The organism is Corallococcus silvisoli (assembly GCF_009909145.1).
GTDB classification, from domain to species: domain Bacteria; phylum Myxococcota; class Myxococcia; order Myxococcales; family Myxococcaceae; genus Corallococcus; species Corallococcus silvisoli.
The window spans coordinates 30,459-49,729 of the sequence record NZ_JAAAPJ010000021.1; the positions used below are offsets into that span (position 1 = coordinate 30,459).

12 protein-coding genes, 5 tRNA genes and 1 other RNA gene are annotated in these 19,271 nt (G+C 70.9%); 4 read left to right on the forward strand and 14 right to left on the reverse strand.

From position 1 onward, the window contains the following. The first annotated feature begins 2 nt into the window (after positions 1-2). A complete protein-coding gene (locus tag GTY96_RS32155) occupies positions 3-1,874 on the forward strand; it encodes a protein kinase domain-containing protein (protein WP_161666715.1) in 1,872 nt (623 codons plus the stop codon). Between the two features lie 42 nt (positions 1,875-1,916). Here GTY96_RS32155 and recR read toward each other — a convergent pair whose 3' ends face one another. The 5 genes from recR to GTY96_RS32180 form a co-directional block, all read right to left on the reverse strand. Further along, positions 1,917-2,510: a recombination mediator RecR gene (recR, locus tag GTY96_RS32160; RefSeq protein WP_143899036.1), complete on the reverse strand. Its 594-nt coding sequence runs from the start codon at positions 2,508-2,510 to the stop codon at positions 1,917-1,919. Between the two features lie 6 nt (positions 2,511-2,516). Next, positions 2,517-2,834, reverse strand: coding sequence for a YbaB/EbfC family nucleoid-associated protein (locus GTY96_RS32165; protein ID WP_143899037.1), 318 nt, complete (start codon positions 2,832-2,834; stop codon positions 2,517-2,519). Between the two features lie 97 nt (positions 2,835-2,931). Then, positions 2,932-4,041 carry a DNA polymerase III subunit gamma/tau gene (locus GTY96_RS38050; RefSeq protein ID WP_235686027.1) on the reverse strand — a complete coding sequence of 370 codons (1,110 nt, stop codon included), beginning with the start codon at positions 4,039-4,041 and terminating at the stop codon, positions 2,932-2,934. 631 nt (positions 4,042-4,672) lie between these two features. Continuing rightward, a complete protein-coding gene (dnaX, locus tag GTY96_RS32175) occupies positions 4,673-5,884 on the reverse strand; it encodes a DNA polymerase III subunit gamma/tau (protein WP_161666716.1) in 1,212 nt (403 codons plus the stop codon). Between the two features lie 77 nt (positions 5,885-5,961). After that, complete coding sequence (locus tag GTY96_RS32180; RefSeq protein ID WP_143899039.1) at positions 5,962-7,500, reverse strand: phytoene desaturase family protein; 1,539 nt, start codon at positions 7,498-7,500, stop codon at positions 5,962-5,964. Between the two features lie 245 nt (positions 7,501-7,745). Here GTY96_RS32180 and GTY96_RS32185 point away from each other — a divergent pair, with 245 nt between their 5' ends. Further along, complete coding sequence (locus GTY96_RS32185) at positions 7,746-9,092, forward strand: glycosyltransferase family 39 protein (RefSeq protein ID WP_328701080.1); 1,347 nt, start codon at positions 7,746-7,748, stop codon at positions 9,090-9,092. A gap of 78 nt (positions 9,093-9,170) precedes the next feature. Here GTY96_RS32185 and ffs read toward each other — a convergent pair. The 9 genes from ffs to GTY96_RS32230 all read right to left on the reverse strand — a co-directional run bounded on the left by ffs (position 9,171) and on the right by GTY96_RS32230 (position 16,925). Next, positions 9,171-9,263, reverse strand: an RNA gene (gene ffs, locus GTY96_RS32190) — signal recognition particle sRNA small type. A 28-nt stretch (positions 9,264-9,291) separates the two neighbouring features. Beyond that, a tRNA-Ser gene (locus GTY96_RS32195) sits at positions 9,292-9,378 on the reverse strand. Between the two features lie 13 nt (positions 9,379-9,391). Further along, positions 9,392-9,478 (reverse strand) — tRNA-Ser (locus GTY96_RS32200). Between the two features lie 7 nt (positions 9,479-9,485). Further along, on the reverse strand, positions 9,486-9,953 hold the full coding sequence (gene tadA, locus GTY96_RS32205; protein ID WP_143899041.1) for a tRNA adenosine(34) deaminase TadA: 468 nt from the start codon (positions 9,951-9,953) through the stop codon (positions 9,486-9,488). 27 nt (positions 9,954-9,980) lie between these two features. Next, positions 9,981-10,057: transfer RNA gene (locus tag GTY96_RS32210), tRNA-Arg, on the reverse strand. 30 nt (positions 10,058-10,087) lie between these two features. Further along, positions 10,088-10,177 (reverse strand) — tRNA-Ser (locus GTY96_RS32215). A gap of 42 nt (positions 10,178-10,219) precedes the next feature. Then, positions 10,220-10,306 (reverse strand) — tRNA-Ser (locus tag GTY96_RS32220). A 124-nt stretch (positions 10,307-10,430) separates the two neighbouring features. Beyond that, the gene (serS, locus tag GTY96_RS32225) at positions 10,431-11,711 is read right to left on the reverse strand and encodes a serine--tRNA ligase (protein ID WP_143899042.1); all 1,281 of its coding nucleotides are present in this window, start codon (positions 11,709-11,711) and stop codon (positions 10,431-10,433) included. 156 nt (positions 11,712-11,867) lie between these two features. After that, positions 11,868-16,925: a tetratricopeptide repeat protein gene (locus GTY96_RS32230; RefSeq protein WP_161666718.1), complete on the reverse strand. Its 5,058-nt coding sequence runs from the start codon at positions 16,923-16,925 to the stop codon at positions 11,868-11,870. Positions 16,926-17,155: 230 nt separating this feature from the next. Between GTY96_RS32230 and GTY96_RS32235 the strand changes: the two genes are divergently transcribed. Together GTY96_RS32235 and GTY96_RS32240 are read left to right on the forward strand one after the other, a co-directional pair. Then, the gene (locus tag GTY96_RS32235) at positions 17,156-18,469 is read left to right on the forward strand and encodes a protoporphyrinogen/coproporphyrinogen oxidase (RefSeq protein ID WP_143899044.1); all 1,314 of its coding nucleotides are present in this window, start codon (positions 17,156-17,158) and stop codon (positions 18,467-18,469) included. Positions 18,470-18,547: 78 nt separating this feature from the next. Next, complete coding sequence (locus tag GTY96_RS32240; protein ID WP_143899045.1) at positions 18,548-19,258, forward strand: glycosyltransferase family 2 protein; 711 nt, start codon at positions 18,548-18,550, stop codon at positions 19,256-19,258. Positions 19,259-19,271 lie beyond the last annotated feature (13 nt).

Consider the following 19,271-nt stretch of genomic DNA (forward strand, 5'->3'; position numbering starts at 1 on the left):
CGATGGCACAGCCCACAGTTCCCATTCCGGATCCCGCCGGCGCCTCGGCCGCGTCGATGCTCCAGCCCTACGGACAGTATGTCCTCGTGCGCAAGCTGGCCGAGGGCGGCATGGCGGAGATCTTCCTCGCCAAGCTGCTGGGCGCGGACGGCTTCGAGCGCAACGTGGTGCTCAAACGGATGCTGCCGGCGCTGTCGGCCATCCCGGACTTCGTGGAGATGTTCCGCGACGAGGCGCGGCTCGCGGCGAAGCTGGCGCACCCGCACATCGTGCAGATCCACGAGCTGGGCTTCACCGAGGGCTGCTATTACATCTGCATGGAGTACCTCGCGGGCGAGGACTTCTCAACGACGCTGAGGCTCGCGGGCCGCCGCCGCCAGTACGTGCCACTGCCGGTGGTGATGCGGGTGCTCATCGACGCGGCGCGGGGCCTGCACTACGCGCACACCTTCACCAACGAGCAGGGCCAGCCGCTGCACGTGGTGCACCGGGACGTGTCGCCGTCCAACCTGTACGTGACGTACCAGGGCCAGGTGAAGGTGTTGGACTTCGGCATCGCCAAGGCCGAGTCGCGCCTCGTGCAGACGCGCACCGGCGTGGTGAAGGGCAAGTACATCTACATGGCGCCGGAGCAGGCGCAGGGCAAGGAGGTCGACCACCGCGCGGACGTGTTCTCGCTGGGCGTCAGCCTCTACGAGGCCGTCACGCACGTGCGGCCCTTCTCGCGAGAGAACGACCTGGCGGTGCTCAACGCGCTGCTGCACGGCGAGTTCGAGAAGCCGCGCGCGCTGCGGGCGGACCTGCCCGAGGGCCTGGAAGCCATCATCCTCAAGGCCATGGCCTTCAAGCCGCAGGATCGGTACGCGACCGCGGAGGACTTCGCGGTCGACCTGGAGGCCTTCGCCGCGGGCTTCGAGGGAGGCGCCGCGGGAGCGCCCGCGCTCGGGTCGTTCCTGCGCAACCACTTCGGCGAGGAGCGCGTCACGGAGAAGACGCGCATCCCCACGCTGGCCACGCTGTCAGCCGCGCGCCCGATGGATCCCGAGGCCGCGGCGCAGGCGTCGCCCGCCACCGCCCAGGGCACCAACCCCCATGGTCAGGGGACATCCCGTCCGAGCAGCACGGGCGTGAAGGCGCTCACCATCCAAGGGCGGGCTCCCGTGCCCGTGCCACCTGCTCCGGCCCCCGCGCTGGTGGCCGTGGCCGTGGAGAGCGTCTCTCCGCCGAAGCCCGAGTCCCGCCGCTGGCTCGTGGGGCTCGTGGGCGGCATGGGGCTGATGCTCGTGGGCGCGGCGTTCGTCATCGCGCGACCGGGGACCGCGCCGACCGTCACGCCGCAGCCTCAGGTCCAGCCGCTGCCCACGCCGGTGGCCCCCCAGACTCCACCAGTTGGCGCGACCGCGTCGCCGAGCACTCAGGTGCAGGCCCCCGTGGAGCCGCCGCAGGGGGCCGCGCAGGGAGACCTGCCGCCCTCACCCGGAGGGCCCGCGGTGGCAACGGCCGTGACGGATGCGGTCCCGGCGGTGGAGGACCCCGAGGAGCCGCACACCCGCAAGACGGCGCCGAAGACAGCGCCACGGGAGCGCGTGTCGCTGGGCATCGACGACATCCAGCGCGTGGTGTCGAACGGCCGCTCGAAGATCACGGGCTGCTTCGAGCGCTACAAGTCGGACCTGCCGTCCTCGGCGGGTGAGGTGCAGGTGCAGCTCACCATCGTGTCCTCGGGCAAGGTGCGCGCGAGCACGCGCGGGCCGCTGGCGTCCACGGCGGTGGGCCGCTGCCTGGAGACGCAGGCCCAGAGCCTGCGCTTCCCGGCGCACCGCGACCAGGAAGTCACCGTGCTGATGCCGTTCTCGTGGAAGGTGACGCAGTAGCGGGGCTCCGTCCCGCTGGCGGCGGCGCGGGACGGTGCGCCGTCACAGGTCGCGGCGGGCGGACAGCGCCTTGGCGAGCGTGGCCTGGTCGGCGAACTCCAGGTCGCCTCCCATGGGCAGGCCCTGCGCGATGCGCGTCACCCGCAGGCCCAGCGGCTTGAGCAGGCGCGTGAGGTAGAGCGCGGTGGCTTCGCCTTCGATGTCCGGGTTGGTGGCGAGGATGATCTCCTCCACCCGGCTGTCGTTGAGGCGCTCCAGCAGCTCCTTGATGCGCAGCTGCTCCGGTCCCACGCCTTCCAGCGGGGACAGCACGCCGTGCAGCACGTGGTAGCGGCCCTTGAATTCGCGGGTGCGCTCCAGCGCCATCAGGTCGGAGAACGTCTCCACGACGCACAGCGCGCGCTCGTCGCGGCGGTTGTCGCGGCAGAAGCCGCACAGCTCCGAGTCCGTGAGGGAGAAGCAGCGCACGCACAGGTGCACCTTCTCCTTCACCTCGCGGATGGCCAGCGAGAGGTCGACGGCGAACTCGCCCGGCGCCCGCAGGATGTGGAAGGCGAGGCGCTGGGCGGTCTTCTCACCGATGCCCGGCAGCTTCGCGAGCTGGGCGACCAGGCGGTTCAGCGGATCGGGGGTCATCCGGCTTTAGTTAATGCCGGGGATCTTCACCCCGCCGGAGATCTTCGCCAGCTCGCTGTTCATGTGCTGACGGCTGTTCGCCAGGGCAGCGTTCACGGCGGCGGTGATGAGGTCCTCGAGCATCCCGGGGTCGTTGGGGTCGATGGCGCTCTTGTCGATCTTGATGCTGCGGATCTCCTGGACGCAGTTGGCGACGACCGTCACGAGGCCCTCGCCGGACTTCGCCTCGACGGTCTCTTCCGCCAGCTGCTTCTTCCGCTCCTCGATCTTCTCGGTGAGCTTGTTCGCCTGCCGGATGAAGTAGTTCAGGTCGATGCCGGGCATGGGCTTCCTCGGTCCCCGGTCGTGGGAGCACGGGCCGCCATGGCGCCGCTCGCAGCAGGGACGTCGCCGCGCACCCTAGCGGGGCCCGGCGGCGTTGTCAGTCCTCAGGAGCGGTGGGGACGTCCGGGAGGCCGGCCGGTGGCCGCTCGGGCTCGTAGACCTGGATGTGCTCGATTTCGCCGCCCAGCATCTTGAGGATGGCTCGCACGGACGCGTGGGCGCGCACCTTTCCCTCGGTGGTCTTCTCGTGGGTGGCGCGGCTGTGGGAGTCCTGTTCGGACAGGCTCTGCCCCATGCCCCCCGGGAGGGCGGCGTCCTGGGTCTGCGCCACGTCCTGGATGGTGAGCTTCACCGCCCGGCCGAAGTGCGTGGCCAATGCCGCGTCGACGATGGCCTTGCCCCCGGAGGCCGTGACGGCGGCCTTGTGGAAGGCGGCGGAGGGCGGGAAGCCCAGGATGATTTCGCCCGCCTTCATGGACTGGAGGCGGCCGTTGGCGAGCGCCGTGCCGTGGCGCACGGACGTGGCCTTCACGCTCTCCACCGCGGCACGCCAGCGCTCGGGCAGCGAGCGGTTGGGGTTGTCGCGGCCAGAGGCCACAGGGGCCGCCACGGGGGGCGGTTCGGGTTCCGGAGGCTCGGGTTCCGGGGCGGCGGGTTCCGCGACGGGGATGCACTCGCCGGAGGCACAACCTTCGGCGGAGCCCTCCTCGGGGAACATGCGCTCGTCCACGGGCTCGTCGCCGTAGGCGGGAGACGCTGGCGGGCCCACGGGCTCGGGCCGGCGCATGTTGGTGATGCGCACGGTGGGGCCGGGCTCGGCGGGACTCGTTGGCACCGGCGTAGGGCCGGGGATGGGGGCGGTGGGAGCCTGGGCGCCGCCATTGCGCAGGAAGGAGAGGGGACGCGCCGCGGACGGGGGCAGGTCGTCCATGACGATGCCCGGAGCCTGGGGGGCGTCCATCGCGGGCGCCGCGCCGCCGCCGTTGCGCAGGAAGGAGAGGGGACGTGCCGCGGATGGGGGCAGGTCGTCCATCACCACCGGCGCGGGAGGCAGGGTGGCGGGGGGGGGAACGGGGCTGCCCGCGCCGCCATTGCGCAGGAAGGAGAGGGGACGGGCGGCCGCCGGAGACAGCCCCTCCATCAACGCGGCAGGCGGAGGGCGCGTGGGGGCTGGCGGCGCACCGGCGTGCTGGGTGGCGGGGATCATTCCAGCGCGACCGGGCGTGGAGGGCTCCGGTGCGCGTGTCGCGACCGTGGGCGGAGCCTCCCTGGATGCTTCGGCGGCGCCCGGTGCCACGCTGGCGTGCGTGGGGGCCGTGTTCGTAGCGGGCTCGAAGGAGCGCGGCGTGCTGCTGGGGTGGGGGGCCTCCTGAGCTCCAAAGGGGCGCGGGGTCGCTCCCGCGTATGCGGCAGGGGAGTCGGGAGGCGTCGAGCGCCCCGGCGGCGATGGAATCGCCGTGGAGTCGAAGGGCCGGACAATGGCGCCCGCGTGCGAGGAACCTCCGTTGGGGGGTGGCTCCGCGGCGCGCGGAGGAGCCGCCGTGCGCGCGGAATCACCCTGTGTCTCGAACGGGCGTGGCGCCGCACCCGCATGCGTGGACACACTCCGCGACTCGAGCGGACGCGAGGGCGCACCTTCGTGCACGGGCACCCCCTGGGGCTCGGGCGGACCCGAGTGGCCACCGTGGGTTTCGAGCGGACGCGAGGGCGCACCCGCGTGCGTCGGCGCCCCCTGGGGCTCAATCGGACGCGAGGGGGCACCCGCGTGCGCGGGCGCAGCCTGAGCTTCGAACGGACGCTGTGGTGCCGCGGCCGACGCGCGTGGCTCGGACGGAACCTCAGACGCGAAAGTTCGCGGGACCGGAGCGACCTCCCGGCGCTCCGGACGTGCTCTTCGTGGCGCCTTCCGCGCCGAGCCCCGCTGACAGCCGCTCCACGCGGGCCAGCAGGTCGGGAATCGAACCAGCGGGCGACAGCTGGATGGCCTTGAGCAGCGCCATCTCCAGCGCAAGCCTCGGCTGCGCGGCGCGCGACACATCCCAGATGCAGCCGTGCACGATGTCGAACAGGCGCGACAGCTGCGCCGTGTCCGCTTCCTTCGCGAGCGCCAGCAGCGCCTTCTGCTCGGATTCGGCCAGCTCCGCCGGTGCTTCTCCCAGCGACTTCGTAACGAAGACGTGCCGCAGCTGCAGCGCCAGCTCCTCCGCCAGCCGCTTCAGGTCCAGGCCCCGGTTGAACACCTCATCCACCCGGCCCAGCACCCGCTTCGCGTCCTTGCGGACCAGCGCCTCCGCGAAGTCCTGCACCACCGTGCGGTCGATGGCCCCCATCGCCTCCGCGACGGCCTCGTCGGTGGGGTTGGGACCGCACGACGCGAGGATCTGGTCCAGCAGGCTCAGCGCGTCGCGCATGCCGCCTTCGGACTGGCGCACCACCAGGGACAGAGACTGCTCGGAGATGCCCGCGCCTTCCGCCTGGCAGATCTCCTTCAGCCGCTGGAGCATCCTCGCCGCGGAGATGCGCCGGAAGTTGTGGCGCTGGCAGCGCGACAGGATGGTGTCCGGGAGCTTGTGCGCCTCCGTCGTCGCGAAGATGAACTTCACGTGACCGGGCGGCTCCTCCAGCGTCTTCAGGAGCGCGTTGAACGCCGCCCCCGAGAGCATGTGCACCTCGTCGATGATGTAGATCTTGTGGCGGTCGCGCTGCGGCAGGTACTTCGCGTTCTCGCGAATCTCGCGCACGTTCTCGACGCCGTTGTTCGACGCACCGTCGATCTCCGCCACGTCCACGCTGGTGCCCGAGGTGATCTCCGTGCACGCCCGGCAGGTGCCACACGGGGTCGCCGTGGGCCCCTGCTCACAGTTGAGGGCCTTGGCGAGCAGGCGGGCGGCCGTCGTCTTGCCCACCCCTCGAGGGCCACAGAACAGGTACGCATGCGCGACCCGGTCCATCTTGATGGCATTCCCGATGGTCCGGACGACGTGCTCCTGTCCGGTCATGTCATCGAACTTCTGCGGGCGCCATTTGCGGGCGAGGACGAGGTAGCTCATGGGGGACGTCATCTAAACACGGCGGGCCGAATGATCCATGGAACGTCCATTCCGCCCGCCGTGAGGCGCACTCCGCCTCAGCGTCCGAGCGCCTGTAGCACCACGTTGGCCGCGTTGTGCCCCGCCGCGCCGATGACGCTGCCCGCCGGGTGGCAGCCCGCGCTGCAGAAGTAGAGCCCCTGCACGGGCGTCTCATAGGGCAGGCGGTCGGTGAAGCCCCGCTTGTTGTCCACATGGTGGATGTGGCCGCGGGTGATGCCGAAGTGGGATTCAATCTTCGGCGGCGTGAGCGCGAAGTACTCCTGGACCAGGTCGCTCGTTCCCGGCGCGAAGCGGTCGCAGATGGAGAGCAGGTGCTTCACGTACCGGGCCTCCTCCTTCTCCCACGTGGTGCCCTCCAGCTTCTCCGGCACCCACTCCACGAAGAGCGCGGAGTTGTGGTGCCCCTCCGCGTCCTTGAGGGTCGGATCCACGGTGGTGTGGACGTACCACTCGATGGAGGGGAACTCCGCCAGCCGGCCCGCCTGGGCCTCCTTGTAGCCGTGCGCGAGCGCCCCGAGCACGTCGTCCTCCTGGGGCAGCAGGTGGATGGTGGGCCCGAACTGGCCCCGGTCCTCCGGCAGGCAGGTGAAGGTGGGCAGGGACTTGAGGCACAGGTTCACCTTCAGCGTCGTGCCGGGCGCGGACAGGCCGTCCACCTTGCGGCGGTAGTCCTCCGGCAGCGCGGAGGTCTCCACCAGCTTCAGCGTGCGGAAGGGGTCCGCGTTGGAGACGACGACCTTCGCGGACAGCTCCTCGCCGCTCTCCAGCACCACGCCCTTCACCACGCCCCCGTCCACGCGCACCGACGCCACCTTGGCGTTCGTGCGCAGCTCCGCCCCGTGCTTGCGCGCCAGCTGCGCGATGCGCTGGGTGACGGTGCCCATACCGCCTTCGACGATCATCCACGTGCCGCCACTGCCCGGCAGCCGGCAGAGGTTGTGCACCAGCAGGTTCATGCCCGTGCCCGGCGTGTCATAGCCGCCGTCCAGGCCGGAGAACGCGTCGGTGACGGCGTACATCGCCTTCACGAAGTCGGACTTGTAGCCGAAGCGCTCCAGGTACTCGCGGGCCGTGCCGCGACACAGCCGGATGAAGTGCTGGCGCAGGGCAGGGCGCACATAGCGCTCCGCGGTCTCCTCCAGCGACAGGGGGGGCAGCAGCCAGGCGGGCGCCAGGTCCTCGCGCAGCGCCCCCAGCTCCGCGTTCATCGCGACGTGGGCGTTCCAGTCCGCCTCGGAGAAGAACTCGCGGAACTGCCGCTCCAGCTCCCGCTCATCCGAGCCGAACAGCAGGTAGCGCTTGTCCATCGTGGGGAGGAAGTAATGCGGGTCGCGGCGCTTGAGCGGCAGCTCCATCTGGAGCTCCTGGAGCAGCTCCGGCGGCATCAGCCCCAGGAGGTACGCGCCGGTGGAGACACCGAGCTTCGGCGCGGTGCGGAACGGATACTCCGTCTTGCATGCACCGCCCACCTGGTCCTTCTCTTCCAGCACGGTGACCGACAGGCCCCGGCGAGCGAGCATCGCCGCCGCGACAAGTCCGTTGTGGCCCGCACCCACCACGATGACGTCTGGCATGGTCTTCCTCCTTGGGGGAAAAGGCCGTTCCTAGCCGAGCCACGGCCTCCCCGCCAAACACCGTGCGGCTTGCGCCGGGCGCCCTGGCCAGAAAGAGTCGCGCCCGCCCCGTGAACGACGCCTCCGCCCCCGACGCGCCCGCAGCCCCCGATTCGCGCTCCCCCCCCTCGGCGGCCCCCCCTCCGTCCCCCGAGCCCGTCTGGGCGAGGCGCCACGGGAGTCTCCGCGTCCTGGGACTCCTCGCGGTGTCGCTGGTGCCCGGCGTGCTGGCGGTGCTCCAGTTGGGGCGCATCCACCCGGACGAGGTGTTCCAGTCGCTGGAGCCCGCGTGGTGGCGCGTGCACGGCTACGGCGTGCTGGCGTGGGAGTGGCGGGAGGGCCTGCGCAACTGGGCGGCCCCCGGTGTGCTGGCCGCCTTCCTCAAGCTGGCGGAGGTGCTCGGCATCACGAACCCGCGCATCTACCGGGGCGTGGTGGCCGTTCCCCAGTTCGCCCTGCATGCCTGGAGCCTGTGGGCGGTGTATCGCTTCGCCGCGCGCCGAGCGGGTCCATGGGGTGGCGCGCTCGCCGTGCTGCTCCTGGGACTGAGCGGTCCGGTGCTCCTCTTCGCCGGGCGCACGCTGTCGGAGTCCTTCTCCGCGTCCTTCCTCCTCGTGGCCATGGAGGCCCTGGACCGGCCGGTCACCGGGCAGGCTGCCCAGGTCCGCCGGGCGGGGCTCGTGGGGGGCCTGGCCTTGGGGCTCGCGGTGGTGACGCGCTATCCGTCCGCCCTCTTCGTGGTGGCGGCGCTGGTGTGGCTGGCGGTCGCGCGGCGGTGGCGCCTGCTGGCCTTCACCGTTCTGGGGGGAGCCGGGGTCGCGGTGGGGCTGGGCCTGCTCGACTGGGGCACCTGGGGAACGCCGTTCCACTCGTTCCTGGCCTACCTCCGCTACAACGTGATCTCCGGAGAGGCCGCCGCGGCGTTCGGCGCCTCACCGCCGGACTTCTACAGGCAGCCGCTGCTCCGGGCCGTGCCCCTGTGGGCCTGGGCCGCCCTGCCCCTGTCCGTGGGCCCCCTGCTGCGTCTGCGCGCGCTGTCCCTGCCGCTCACCTGCGCGGTCGTCTACACGGCCGTCCTCCTGATTACGCCGCACAAGGAGGAGCGCTTCCTCTACCCGGGGCTCGTGGTGGGCCTGCTCGCGGCGGCTGCCCAACTGGCCGTGGCCATCACGCGGCTTTCCAGACCGGGGATGAGGGGCGGGGTGGCGGTGCTGGCCCTGGGCCTGGGCTTCGTGCACGCCACGGGGTTCCCTTCCCAGGACCTGCGGGCGGACCAGTTCCGCGCCATCGTCCGGGCCACTCGGGGAGACGCGACGGGCCTGCTCATCGTCAACGAGGGGCTGTGGGGCTCAGGAGGTTTCTTCTACGTGGGCCGGAACATCCCCTGGCGCACCTGCGACTGGCCCCACGACGCGGCCTTCCAGGCCTCCATCCGGGACCGAGCCTTCAACCGAGCCGTCACCTTCGAGGGGCGGGCCCTGACGGAGCTCCAGTCCGCCGGCTTCCACGTCGTCCGACAGGTGGGCCGCGAGACCATCCTCGCCCGCGACTGACGCCGCCAGACAGGGGAGGGGATGCCCGCAAAGCGGAAGCGCCGATGCCCCAGTGAGGGACATCGGCGCTTCTGGACAAACAGAACGGCCGGGACACACGCGGAAGTACGCTACCGTTGCTTCCTTCCGGACCTGGCGGGGTTCGCGCCCCCACGTTGTCCCGACCACAAAATCCGTGCTGCTACTTCGAAAATAACAACGGAGAGGGTGGGATTCGAACCCACGATACCCTTTCAGATATACACGCGTTCCAGGCGTGCGCCTTCAACCGCTCGGCCACCTCTCCAAAGACGATGGAGCGGAGAGCGTAGGATTCGAACCTACGGTACCGTTACCGGTACGCCTGATTTCGAGTCAGGTGCCTTCGACCACTCGGCCAGCTCTCCAGAGTATTCAGTTTTCACGTCGCTTCGCGCGCAAGCGCTCGAAGAACGTCTTGAGAAGCTGGCGACTGTCTTCCGCCAAGATGCCGCTCGTGACCTGGAGCCGGTGGTTGTGTCGCGGCTCTTCCACCAAGTTGTACAGCGAGCCGACCGCACCCGCTTTCGGATCCATTGTACCAAAGACGAGTCGGGTAACGCGAGACTGGACCAGCGCACCGGCGCACATCGCGCACGGTTCCAGCGTCACGTAGAGCGTCACCCCGGAGAGTCGCCACGCACCGCGTGCTTTCGCTGCGGCATCCAGCGCAAGCATCTCGGCATGGGCAAAGGGATTCCGGTCACACTCACGCCGGTTGAAGCCCGTGCCCACGACGTTGCCGTCCAGCACTGCTACCGCACCGACGGGTACTTCTCCGAGTGAGGCTGCCTTCTGCGCGAGCTCTAAAGCCTGCTGCATGAAAGCGATGTCGTCACTCATGTGTCGTGCGCGCCAAAAAAGAAGAAGTGGCGCTCCCTGGAGGATTCGAACCTCCGGCCTTCGGATTCGTAGTCCGACGCTCTATCCAGCTGAGCTAAGGGAGCAATTCTTCCCGGCTGCTGCTTTACGACATGTGGCGGAGAGAGAGGGATTCGAACCCTCGATACCCTTTCGAGTATGCAGGTTTAGCAAACCTGTGCCTTCAGCCTCTCGGCCATCTCTCCAACTCTTCTCTGTCAAAGAACCGCGAAACTCAAGCTCAAAATCGGAGGCGGTAGGATTCGAACCTACGGAAGGCTTTCACCTTCTGCGGTTTTCAAGACCGCTGCCTTCAACCGCTCGGCCACGCCTCCACAGCTTTGTGCCGACGGCTCCCGTGGGCCAACCGCGCCCGTGGGGCCGCCCTTCTACCCTATTTCTTCCCCGTTGCAAGATGGATGTTGGCCCCTTTTCACGGAAGGGGCCCGGTCCACCTGACTACAGGGGGCGCAGTTCCTTCATGCCCCCCATGTACGGCACCAACGCCTCCGGGATGGCGACGCTTCCGTCCTCCCGCTGGAAGTTCTCCAGGATGGCGATGCTCGTGCGCCCCACGGCCAGTCCGCTGCCGTTGAGGGTGTGCACCATCTGCGGCTTGTCGCCCTTCTGGGGGCGGAAGCGGATCTTCGCGCGGCGCGCCTGGAAGTCGCCGCAGTCCGAGCAGGACGAAATCTCGCGGTACGCGCCCTGGCCCGGCAGCCAGACCTCGATGTCGTAGGTCTTCCTCGCGCCGAAGCCCATGTCTCCGGTGCACAGCAGCATCACGCGGTGGTGCAGCCCCAGCCGGCGGAGGATGTCGCAGGCGTCGTCCGTCATGGCCTCCAGCTCCTCCAGGCTCTTCTCCGGAGGGGCGAACTTCACGAGCTCCACCTTGTGGAACTGGTGCTGGCGGATGAGGCCGCGGGTGTCGCGCCCCGCCGCGCCGGCTTCCGCGCGGAAGCACGGGCTGAAGGCGCAGTAGCGGATGGGGAGCTGGTCGCCCTCCAGGATTTCGTCCGCGTGGTAGTTCGTCACGGGGACTTCCGCGGTGGGGATGAGGAAGCGCTCCGGGTCGCCGGACGTCTTGAACGCGTCGTCCTCGAACTTGGGCAACTGGCCGGTGCCCATCATCGTCTCGCGCAGCACCAGGTAGGGCGGCAGCAGCTCCGTGTAGCCCTTCTGCGTGTGCACATCGATCATGAACGTGACCAGCGCGCGCTCCAGCCGCGCCAGCGCGCCCTTGTAGAAGGTGAAGCGGCTGCCGGACACCTTCGCGGCGCGCTCGAAGTCGAGCATGCCCAGCGACTCGCCCAGCTCGAAGTGCTGCTTCGGCGTGAAGAGCAGGTTCGGCTTCTCACCCCAGGCCTTCACCTGGACGTTGTCATCCGCGCTGGTGCCCACCGGCACCGATTCGTGGGGCACGTTGGGGATGACGAGCAGGATGCGGTTGAGCTCCTCCTCCACTTCCTTGAGGCGGCCCTCCTTCTCCTTGATCTCCTGGGAGACGCCGCGCAGGTCGCCGCGGAGCTTCTCCATCGCGGACGGATCCTCCTTGGCCTTGCGCTTCATCTCCTCGTTGGCGGCGTTGCGGCGCGCGGCCAGCGCTTCCATGGAGACGTAGAGGTCGCGGCGCTCCAGAAAGAGCGCCTGGAAGGGGCCGAGGTCCAGGCTGCCGCCCCGCGTCTTCAGTCGGGCGACGACCGCATCGAAGTTCTGCGCAACGTTCCGGAGGTCCAGCATAGGGGCCCGCCTTGTAGTCATCCCGGGCGTGGGCCGGCAAGGCTCACCACGCGCCGCATGCTCAGGGCCGGACGCCACCCGGCCCCAGGGGCTGACGGGACCGCCCGTCGCGCCCGTCCGGGGGCGGGCCTTCGGCGGGCCCGCCCGGGGACCTGCCTAGTGTTCGAGGTCGTAGATTTCGTCCTCGATGTCCTTCTTGTCCGCCGCGCCCGGCTTCTTCGCCAGGTACTCCTTGAACGCCGTGATGGCGTCCTTGCGCTTGTTGCGCTCCTTGTAGGCGAAGCCCAGGTAGTAGAAGGGCTGCGGGTTCTCCGGCTCCGCGGCGGTGGCCTTCTTGTACCAGTCGATGGCCTTCGCGTGCTGGGCCTGCTCCGTGTAGGCGCGCGCGACCTTGTAGTAGACGTACGTGAGCTTCGGATCCGCCTTGAGCGCGGCCTGGTAGCGGCGCACGGCGTCGTCCCAGCGCGCGGCGTTGAAGAGCACGTCGCCCATGGCGCCCATCACCCGCGTGCGCTGCGGATCCGCCTTGAGCGCGGCCTCGAAGGAGGCGATGGCGTTGTCGAACTCGCCCCGCTCCAGGAAGGCGTGGCCCAGGGCCTCATGGGCGTCCGCGTAGTGGGAGTCCAGCGCCACCGCGGCCTGCCACTGCTCGATGGCGTCCGGCAGCCGCTTCGCGTCGCGCAGGATGACGCCGTAGGCGTAGTGGTAGTCCGGGCGCTTGGGCGCGCGGTCCACCGCGGTCTTCATGCTGTCGAGCGCCTGGGTGTACTCGGAGCGCTTCGCGCGCACGAGGCCCAGGTAGTAGAGCGCCTCGTGGTTGGACGGCTCGTTGCGCAGCGCGAGGCCCAGGTTGCTCTCCGCGCCGCCCAGGTCGCCCTTCTCCAGCAGCACCGCGCCCAGGGTGATGGGCGTGGTGGTGGAGCGGGGATCCTCCTGCTTCGCCTTCTCCAGCTCCGCGGCGGCCTCATCCAGCCGGTGCAGCCGCCAGAGCACGAGCCCGCGCTGCAGGCGCCCGTCCTTCAAGAGGTGCGGATCCAGCTCCAGGGCGCGGTTGGCCTCCGTCTCCGCGCGGGCCGCGTCACCGCCCAGCAGGGCCACGCGGGACAGGCCCAGGTGGGCGTCCGCCAGGTTGGGGTCCAGCTGCACGGCGCGGTCGAACTCCTGCTGCGCCAGCAGGCTGTTGTTCTCCGCCAGCGCCAGCTCTCCCAGGCCCGCGTGCACGCCCGCGTGGTCCGGCGCCTGCTGCGCGGCGGCCTCCAGCAGGGCCCGTGCGTCCGCGTTGCGGTGCTGACGCAGGTACAGGCGGCCCAGGTACAGGCCCGCGTCCACCAGCTTGGCGTCCGCGGCGGTGGCGCGCTTGAAGTGCCCCTCGGCTTCCGTGGGCTTGTCGAGCGCGTCCTCGATGCGGCCGTAGAGGTACGCGATGCGCGCCTCGTTGGGGAAGCTCTTGCTGGCGGCCTCCACCGCGGTGAGCGCGTCCTGCATCTTGCCCGTCATCACCAGCGCGGTGATGTGGCCGTCCACGTACTCCAGGTTGGCGCTGTCCTCCTTCGCGAGCGAGGCGTACAGCGGCAGCGCGCCGTCGTAGTCGCGCTGCGAGCGCAGCACCAGGGCGAGCTGCGCCTTGATGAAGCTGGAGTCCGGGTTGTCCTTGAGGGCGGCCTTCAGCTCCGTCTCCGCCTCCTTGGGCTTGAACTGCTGGAAGAGGGCCACGCCCTTGAGACCGCGGGCGCGGGCGCGCTCGGCGGGCCCCAGCTCGTCCTGGAGCTTCAGGGCGCTCTCCACGGCCTGGGCGCCCTGGTCGATGTTCGCCTTGCGCACCAGCAGCTCCACCGCGGCCAGCTCCACCGCGGACGCGGCGTGCTGCGGATCCGCCGCGAGCGCGTCCGCGTAGGCCTTGGCGGCCTCGTCGGCCTTGCCCTGCGCCTGGTACAGGTTGCCCAGCGCGTGATGGGCCTTGGCCGACTTCGGGTTCTTCTCCAGCACCTTCGTCAGCGTGGTGATGGCGTTGGGGATGTCCTTCTGCTGCGCGTAGGTCTCCGCCAGCAGGAACGCGAGCTCCCAATCGCCCTGGTTGTCCTCGCGGCTGTAGGCGTCCTGGAGGCGGGCCTGCACGTCCGCGCCCTTGCGGTTGGTGAGGGCGATCGCGGCGGCCGTCTTGAGGACCTCCACGTTCTTCTCCCCCAGCAGCTCGATGGTCTCCATGTGCTTGCCGCACGCGGTGAGGTCGGAGCGCTCGCCGTCCGCGTAGCGCCGCTGGAGGTAGGCCACGGACTGGCACCAGAGGGCGCGAACCTCCGGGTACTCCTTGGTGGCCAGCACCTGCGCGCTCTTGGTGCGCGCTTCCTTGTAGCTGGCGTAGGTGTCCTCCAGGAGGCCCTTGCGCGCCTCCTCCACGAGCTTCGCCTCGGAGGAGCCCGCGGACACGCGGGCGGGGAAGAGCTTGTTGCGGCCGAAGGCGCCGTAGCGGCTGGCCTCGAAGCTGGCGCCCGTGCCCAGCACGAGCACCGACACGCCCGCGGCGATGAAGATGGGCAGGCGCTTCTTCCACTTGAGGTCGGCCGCGCTGCGGTCCACGACGGACACCGCGGCCATGCGGCCTTCATAGAGCTGGCGCAGCCGCTCCATGCTGGCCTGGGGGTTCGCGGGGTCCGCGCCGGGCGCGTCCGGGCTGGCCGCCGCCGCGGTGGCCGCGAGGGGGACGGCCTTGGCCGGGCCCTCCATCAGCCGCTGGATGGCGGAGGCGAAGATGGGCACGGTGCCGATGGCGGACCAGGCCTCCGAGTCAGGCGAGACGTCCTCGTTGCCCAGGAGCTGGCCGTCCTCGAGCATCTTGACGATGACGCCCTCTTCGAACGGGCCGAACATCTTCCCGGAGCGGCGGCGCACGTGGAAGCGCTTCACCGGCACGCGGCCTCCGGCCTCCTTGCCGGCGCTGTCGTCGATGAAGCTCAGCATCTCCAGGCCGTCCGTGGGGCCCGCGGCGGGCGGGGGCGGCAGCGGCGCGGAGAGGTCCGCCTCCAGGTCATCCGCGGGCGCGGCGGTCGGGTCGAACTCCAGCGCGTCCGGCAGGCCCGTGGCGGCGGAGGCCGGCACGGGGGCCGGGTCACCGAAGTCCACGTCGCCGAAGTCCGTCATCGGGTTGACGCGGGCCGGGGGCGGGGGCGCGGGGTCTCCGAAGTCGAGCGAGAAGTCCGGGGCGGGCGCGGCGCTGGCCGGCGGCGACGTGAAGTCCACCGCGAACGGATCCGAGTCGGGCACGGGGGACTGGCCGTACGCGGGCGGCGGATCCGCGAAGTCGAAGGACGCGGGCGCGGCGGGCGAGGGCAGGTCCGAGAAGTCCATGGCCGGCGGCGAGGCGGGCGAGGGCAGGTCGGAGAAGTCCAGGCCGGGCGAGGGCGGGAGGGCGAAGGGGTCCTCACCCGCGGCGGGCAGGTCGCCCAGATCGTAGGGCGAGGCGCCGGCCGAGGGGGGCGGGGGCAGCGCGAACGGGTCGGCGATGGGGGCCGGGGCCGCGTAGGAGGAGGGCGGGGGCAGGCCGAACGGATCCGCCTCGGGCTCCGCGGGGGGCGGGGCCAGTGCGAAGGGATCCGCCTGGGGCTCGGCGGGCATTCCGTAGCCGTAGGTCTGGGGCTGCGGGCGCGGTGCCCCAGGGCCGTGGGCGTTCGAGGGATCGTTGATGTCGAAGGTGAACGCGTCCTCGGCGGCCTGCACCGGGACGGGCAGGTTGGCGTCCTCGGAGAAGTCGAAGTCGGGCGTGCTGCCGAAGTCCGTCTCCGGAGCGGGGGTGGAGGCGATGGGGTCTTCGGAGAAGTCGAAGTCGCGTGCGGTGCCGCTCGGTTCCTGCGAGCCGTAGGCGACCGGCGCCGTGGGTTCGCGGAAGGCGGCGGTGGGGACGGGGATGGCGACGACGCGGGTCACGTCCTCGCGCGGCTCGGAGAAGTCGCTGGTGTCGAGCGAGGAGAACTCGCCGCTGCCCACCTCCGCGAAGTCGTCCTCCGCGGCCTGGGGCGCGGGGGGCGCGGCCTCCATGTCGAAGCTGAAAGAGTCATCCGGCAGCGCCACCGGCGCCGAAGGGCCCGCGTCCAGCGAGATGGCCCGGGGCGCGGCCACGCCTGGCGAGGCGAACGCGGCGGGCGGGACGTCGTCGTCGAAGGAGAACGGATCCTCGGGGACGGGCGGCGCGGCATTGCCCGGGAGCGGGATGGCGGCGGCGCGCGGCGCGGCGCTGCCGGGGAGCGGAATCGCGGCGGACTGGGGCGCGGCGGCGCCGGGCAGGGGGATGGCGGCGGAGGCCGTGGGGCTCGCGCCCAGGGGAATGGCGGCGGCGCGCGGCGCGGCGGTGCCGGGCAGGGGGATGGCGGCGGACTGGGGCGCGGCGGAGCCCGGGAGCGGAATCGCGGCGGGCCCCGCGCCCATCGGGATGGCGGCGGCCGGAGGTGCGGCGCTGCCCGGGAGCGGGATGGCGGCGGCGCGCGGCGCGGCGCTACCGGGGAGCGGAATCGCGGCGGCCTGGGGCGCGGCGGTGCCGGGCAGGGGGATGGCGGCGGAGGCCGTGGGGCTCGCGCCCAGGGGAATGGCGGTGGCGCGTGGCGCGGCGGTGCCCGGCAGGGGGATGGCGGCGGCTTGGGGCGCGGCGGTGCCTGGGAGCGGAATCGCGGAGGGCCCCGCGCCCATCGGAATGGCGGCGGGCTGCGGCGCGGCACTGCCCGGGAGCGGGATGGCGGCGGGACCCGCGCCCATCGGGATGGCGGCGGGCTGCGGCGCGGCACTGCCTGGGAGCGGGATGGCGGCGGCGCGCGGCGCGGCACTACCGGGGAGCGGAATCGCGGCGGCCTGGGGCGCGGCGGTGCCCGGGAGCGGGATGGCGGCGGCGCGCGGCGCGGCGCTACCGGGAAGCGGGATGGCGGCGGGCTGCGGTGCGGCGCTGCCCGGCAGCGGGATGGCGGCCTGGGGCGCGGCGGTGCCGGGGAGCGGAATCGCGGCGGCTTGGGGCGCGGCGGTGCCCGGCAGGGGGATGGCGGCGGCCTGGGGCGCGGCGGCGGACGGGGGGGCCGCGGCTGGCGCGGTCTCGGGGGCCTCGGCGCTCACGCCATCGGCCTTGATGGGGAACGTGGTCTGGCACCGGGCACACTTGAGCTTCGCGCCCCCGGGCGGGATCCGCCTGTCATCGATGTTGTAATTCGTCTGGCACGACGGGCAGGAGACTTTCATTGTTTTCCTTCGACGAGACCGGCTGGCGCGCGCAGGCGCAGCAATGACGGGGGCGCTGCGATGGTTCGCGCGGCGCGTGCAGGCTAGCAGAGCCGTTTCAAGCCCGGAAAGAACGCGCCCCCGGTGCACGAAGCCGTCACCCAGCCTGGCAGGAGGCCGGGCGCCTGCCCCCACCAGCAGTACGCGTTCCTTTTCCTGCCCCCCGGTCGGGATGCTAGACCCGCCGGCGCATGGATCCCATCGTCATCCTCGGGGCGGGCCTCGCGGGCCTGTCCACCGCGCACTTCCTCAAGCGCCCCTGGCGCCTCATCGAGAAGTCGGACCGCGTCGGCGGCCTCATCAAGACCGAGGTCATTGACGGGTGTTACTTCGACCCCACCGGCCACTGGCTCCACCTGCGTGACCCGGAAATCCAGGAACTGGTCAATACGCTCTGGCTCCCGGACCAGCTGGTGCGCATCCAGCGCCGCGCCGCGGTGTTCTCACGAAACACCTTCACGCGCTTCCCGTACCAGGTGAACACCCATGGGTTGCCGCCGGAGGTCGTGGCGGAGAACCTGGTCGGCTACGTGGAGGCCATCTACGGGGAGAAGGGCCGCTCCCTGCGCGAGCGCGACCCCGTCAACTTCGAGGAGTTCATCCTCCGCTACATGGGCGAGGGCTTCGCGAAGAACTTCATGCTGCCCTACAACCAGAAGCTCTGGACCGTGCACCCGCGCGAGATGTCCGCCGCCTGGGTCGGCCGGTTCGTGCCGCGCCCGACCCTGAAGGAGGTCGTGGACGGGGCGCTCGGCGCTGGCAGTGATCAGCTGGGCTACAACGCCTCCTTCCTCTACCCGCGCGAGGGCGGCATCGAGAGCCTGGCGCGTGCGATGAAGCAGCACCTCCAGGGGGGCGAGCTGAGTGTCCACACCGAGCCCGTCTCCATCGACTGGAGGGCGAAGCAGGTCTCGCTGTCGGACGGGCGCACGCTGCCGTACTCGGGGCTGGTGTCCTCCATCGCGCTGCCGACGCTGGTGCAGCTCATCGCTCGGGGGGCCTCTGGGATTCCGGAGGAGGTGCAGGCCGCGGCGAAGCGCCTGCGCGCCTTCATCGTCACGTACGTGTGCGTGGGGGCCCGGGGCGCGAACCGCCAGCCGTGGCACTGGATCTACCTGCCGGAGCCGGAGTTCCACTCGTACCGCATCGGGGCCCCGTCGGCGGTGTACCCGGCGCTGGCTCCGCCGGACACGGCCAGCTTCTCCGTCGAGTTCAGCCACCACGGCGAGCTGTCCCTGGCGGACGCGGAGCGGTACGCGGTGGAGGACCTGCTGCGCTCGCAGATGATCCATTCGGCGGACGACATCCTCTTCACGAAGGGGCGGGAGATTCCCAACGCGTACGTCCTCTATGACGACGCGTACGGGCCCGCGATGGCGGAGGTGAACCGTTTCCTGGAGCACGCGGGCATCCTCACCGCCGGGCGCTATGGGAAGTGGGAGTACTCCTCCATGGAGGACGCCATCCTGGGCGGGCGGGCCTGCGCCCGGTCGCTGAACGGCTGACGCAAGGCGCCGTCTCCTGTCGACGGTGGTCCGGGGGCGTGCTACGCCCCGAGGCCTTCCTTTTCGCTTCCCGGACCCATGGCCCTGCACCTCTCCGTCGTCATCCCCGTCTACAACGAGGAGTCCATCATCGCCCAGGCAGCCGAAGAGCTGCGTCAGGGGCTGGATGCTCGCGGGCTCGACTACGAAATCATCTTCGCGGAGAACGGCTCCCGCGACTCGACGCCGCAGCTGCTGGAAGAGCTGTGCGCGAAGAACCCGCGCCTGCGCTGGTTCCACTCGGAGACCCCCAACTACGGCGTGGCGCTCAAGGCGGGCATCCTCAAGGCCCAGGGCACCTACGTGGTGTGCGACGAGATCGACCTGTGCGACCTGTCCTTCTACGACGCGGCGCTGCCCCGGCTGGAGCGCGGTGAGGCGGACATGGTCGTGGGCTCCAAGGCGGCCAAGGGCGCGAGCGACCAGCGTCCCCTCATCCGCCGCGCGGCCACGCGGGTGCACAACAAGCTCTTGCGCGTGGCGCTGGGCTTCCAGGGCACCGACACGCATGGCCTGAAGGCGTTCCGGCGCGAAGCGCTGCTGCCCGTCATCCAGAAGTGCGTCGTGGACATGGACGTGTTCGCCAGCGAGTTCGTCATCCGCGCGTGGCGCGAGGGCCTGCGCGTGATGGAGATCCCCATCCAGCTCCACGAGAAGCGCCAGCCGTCCATCCACCTGTTCAAGCGCGTGCCCAACGTGCTCAAGAACGTGGGCAAGCTGTTCTACGTCATCCGCGTCCGCGGGACCTGAGAGGGAGCCTCCC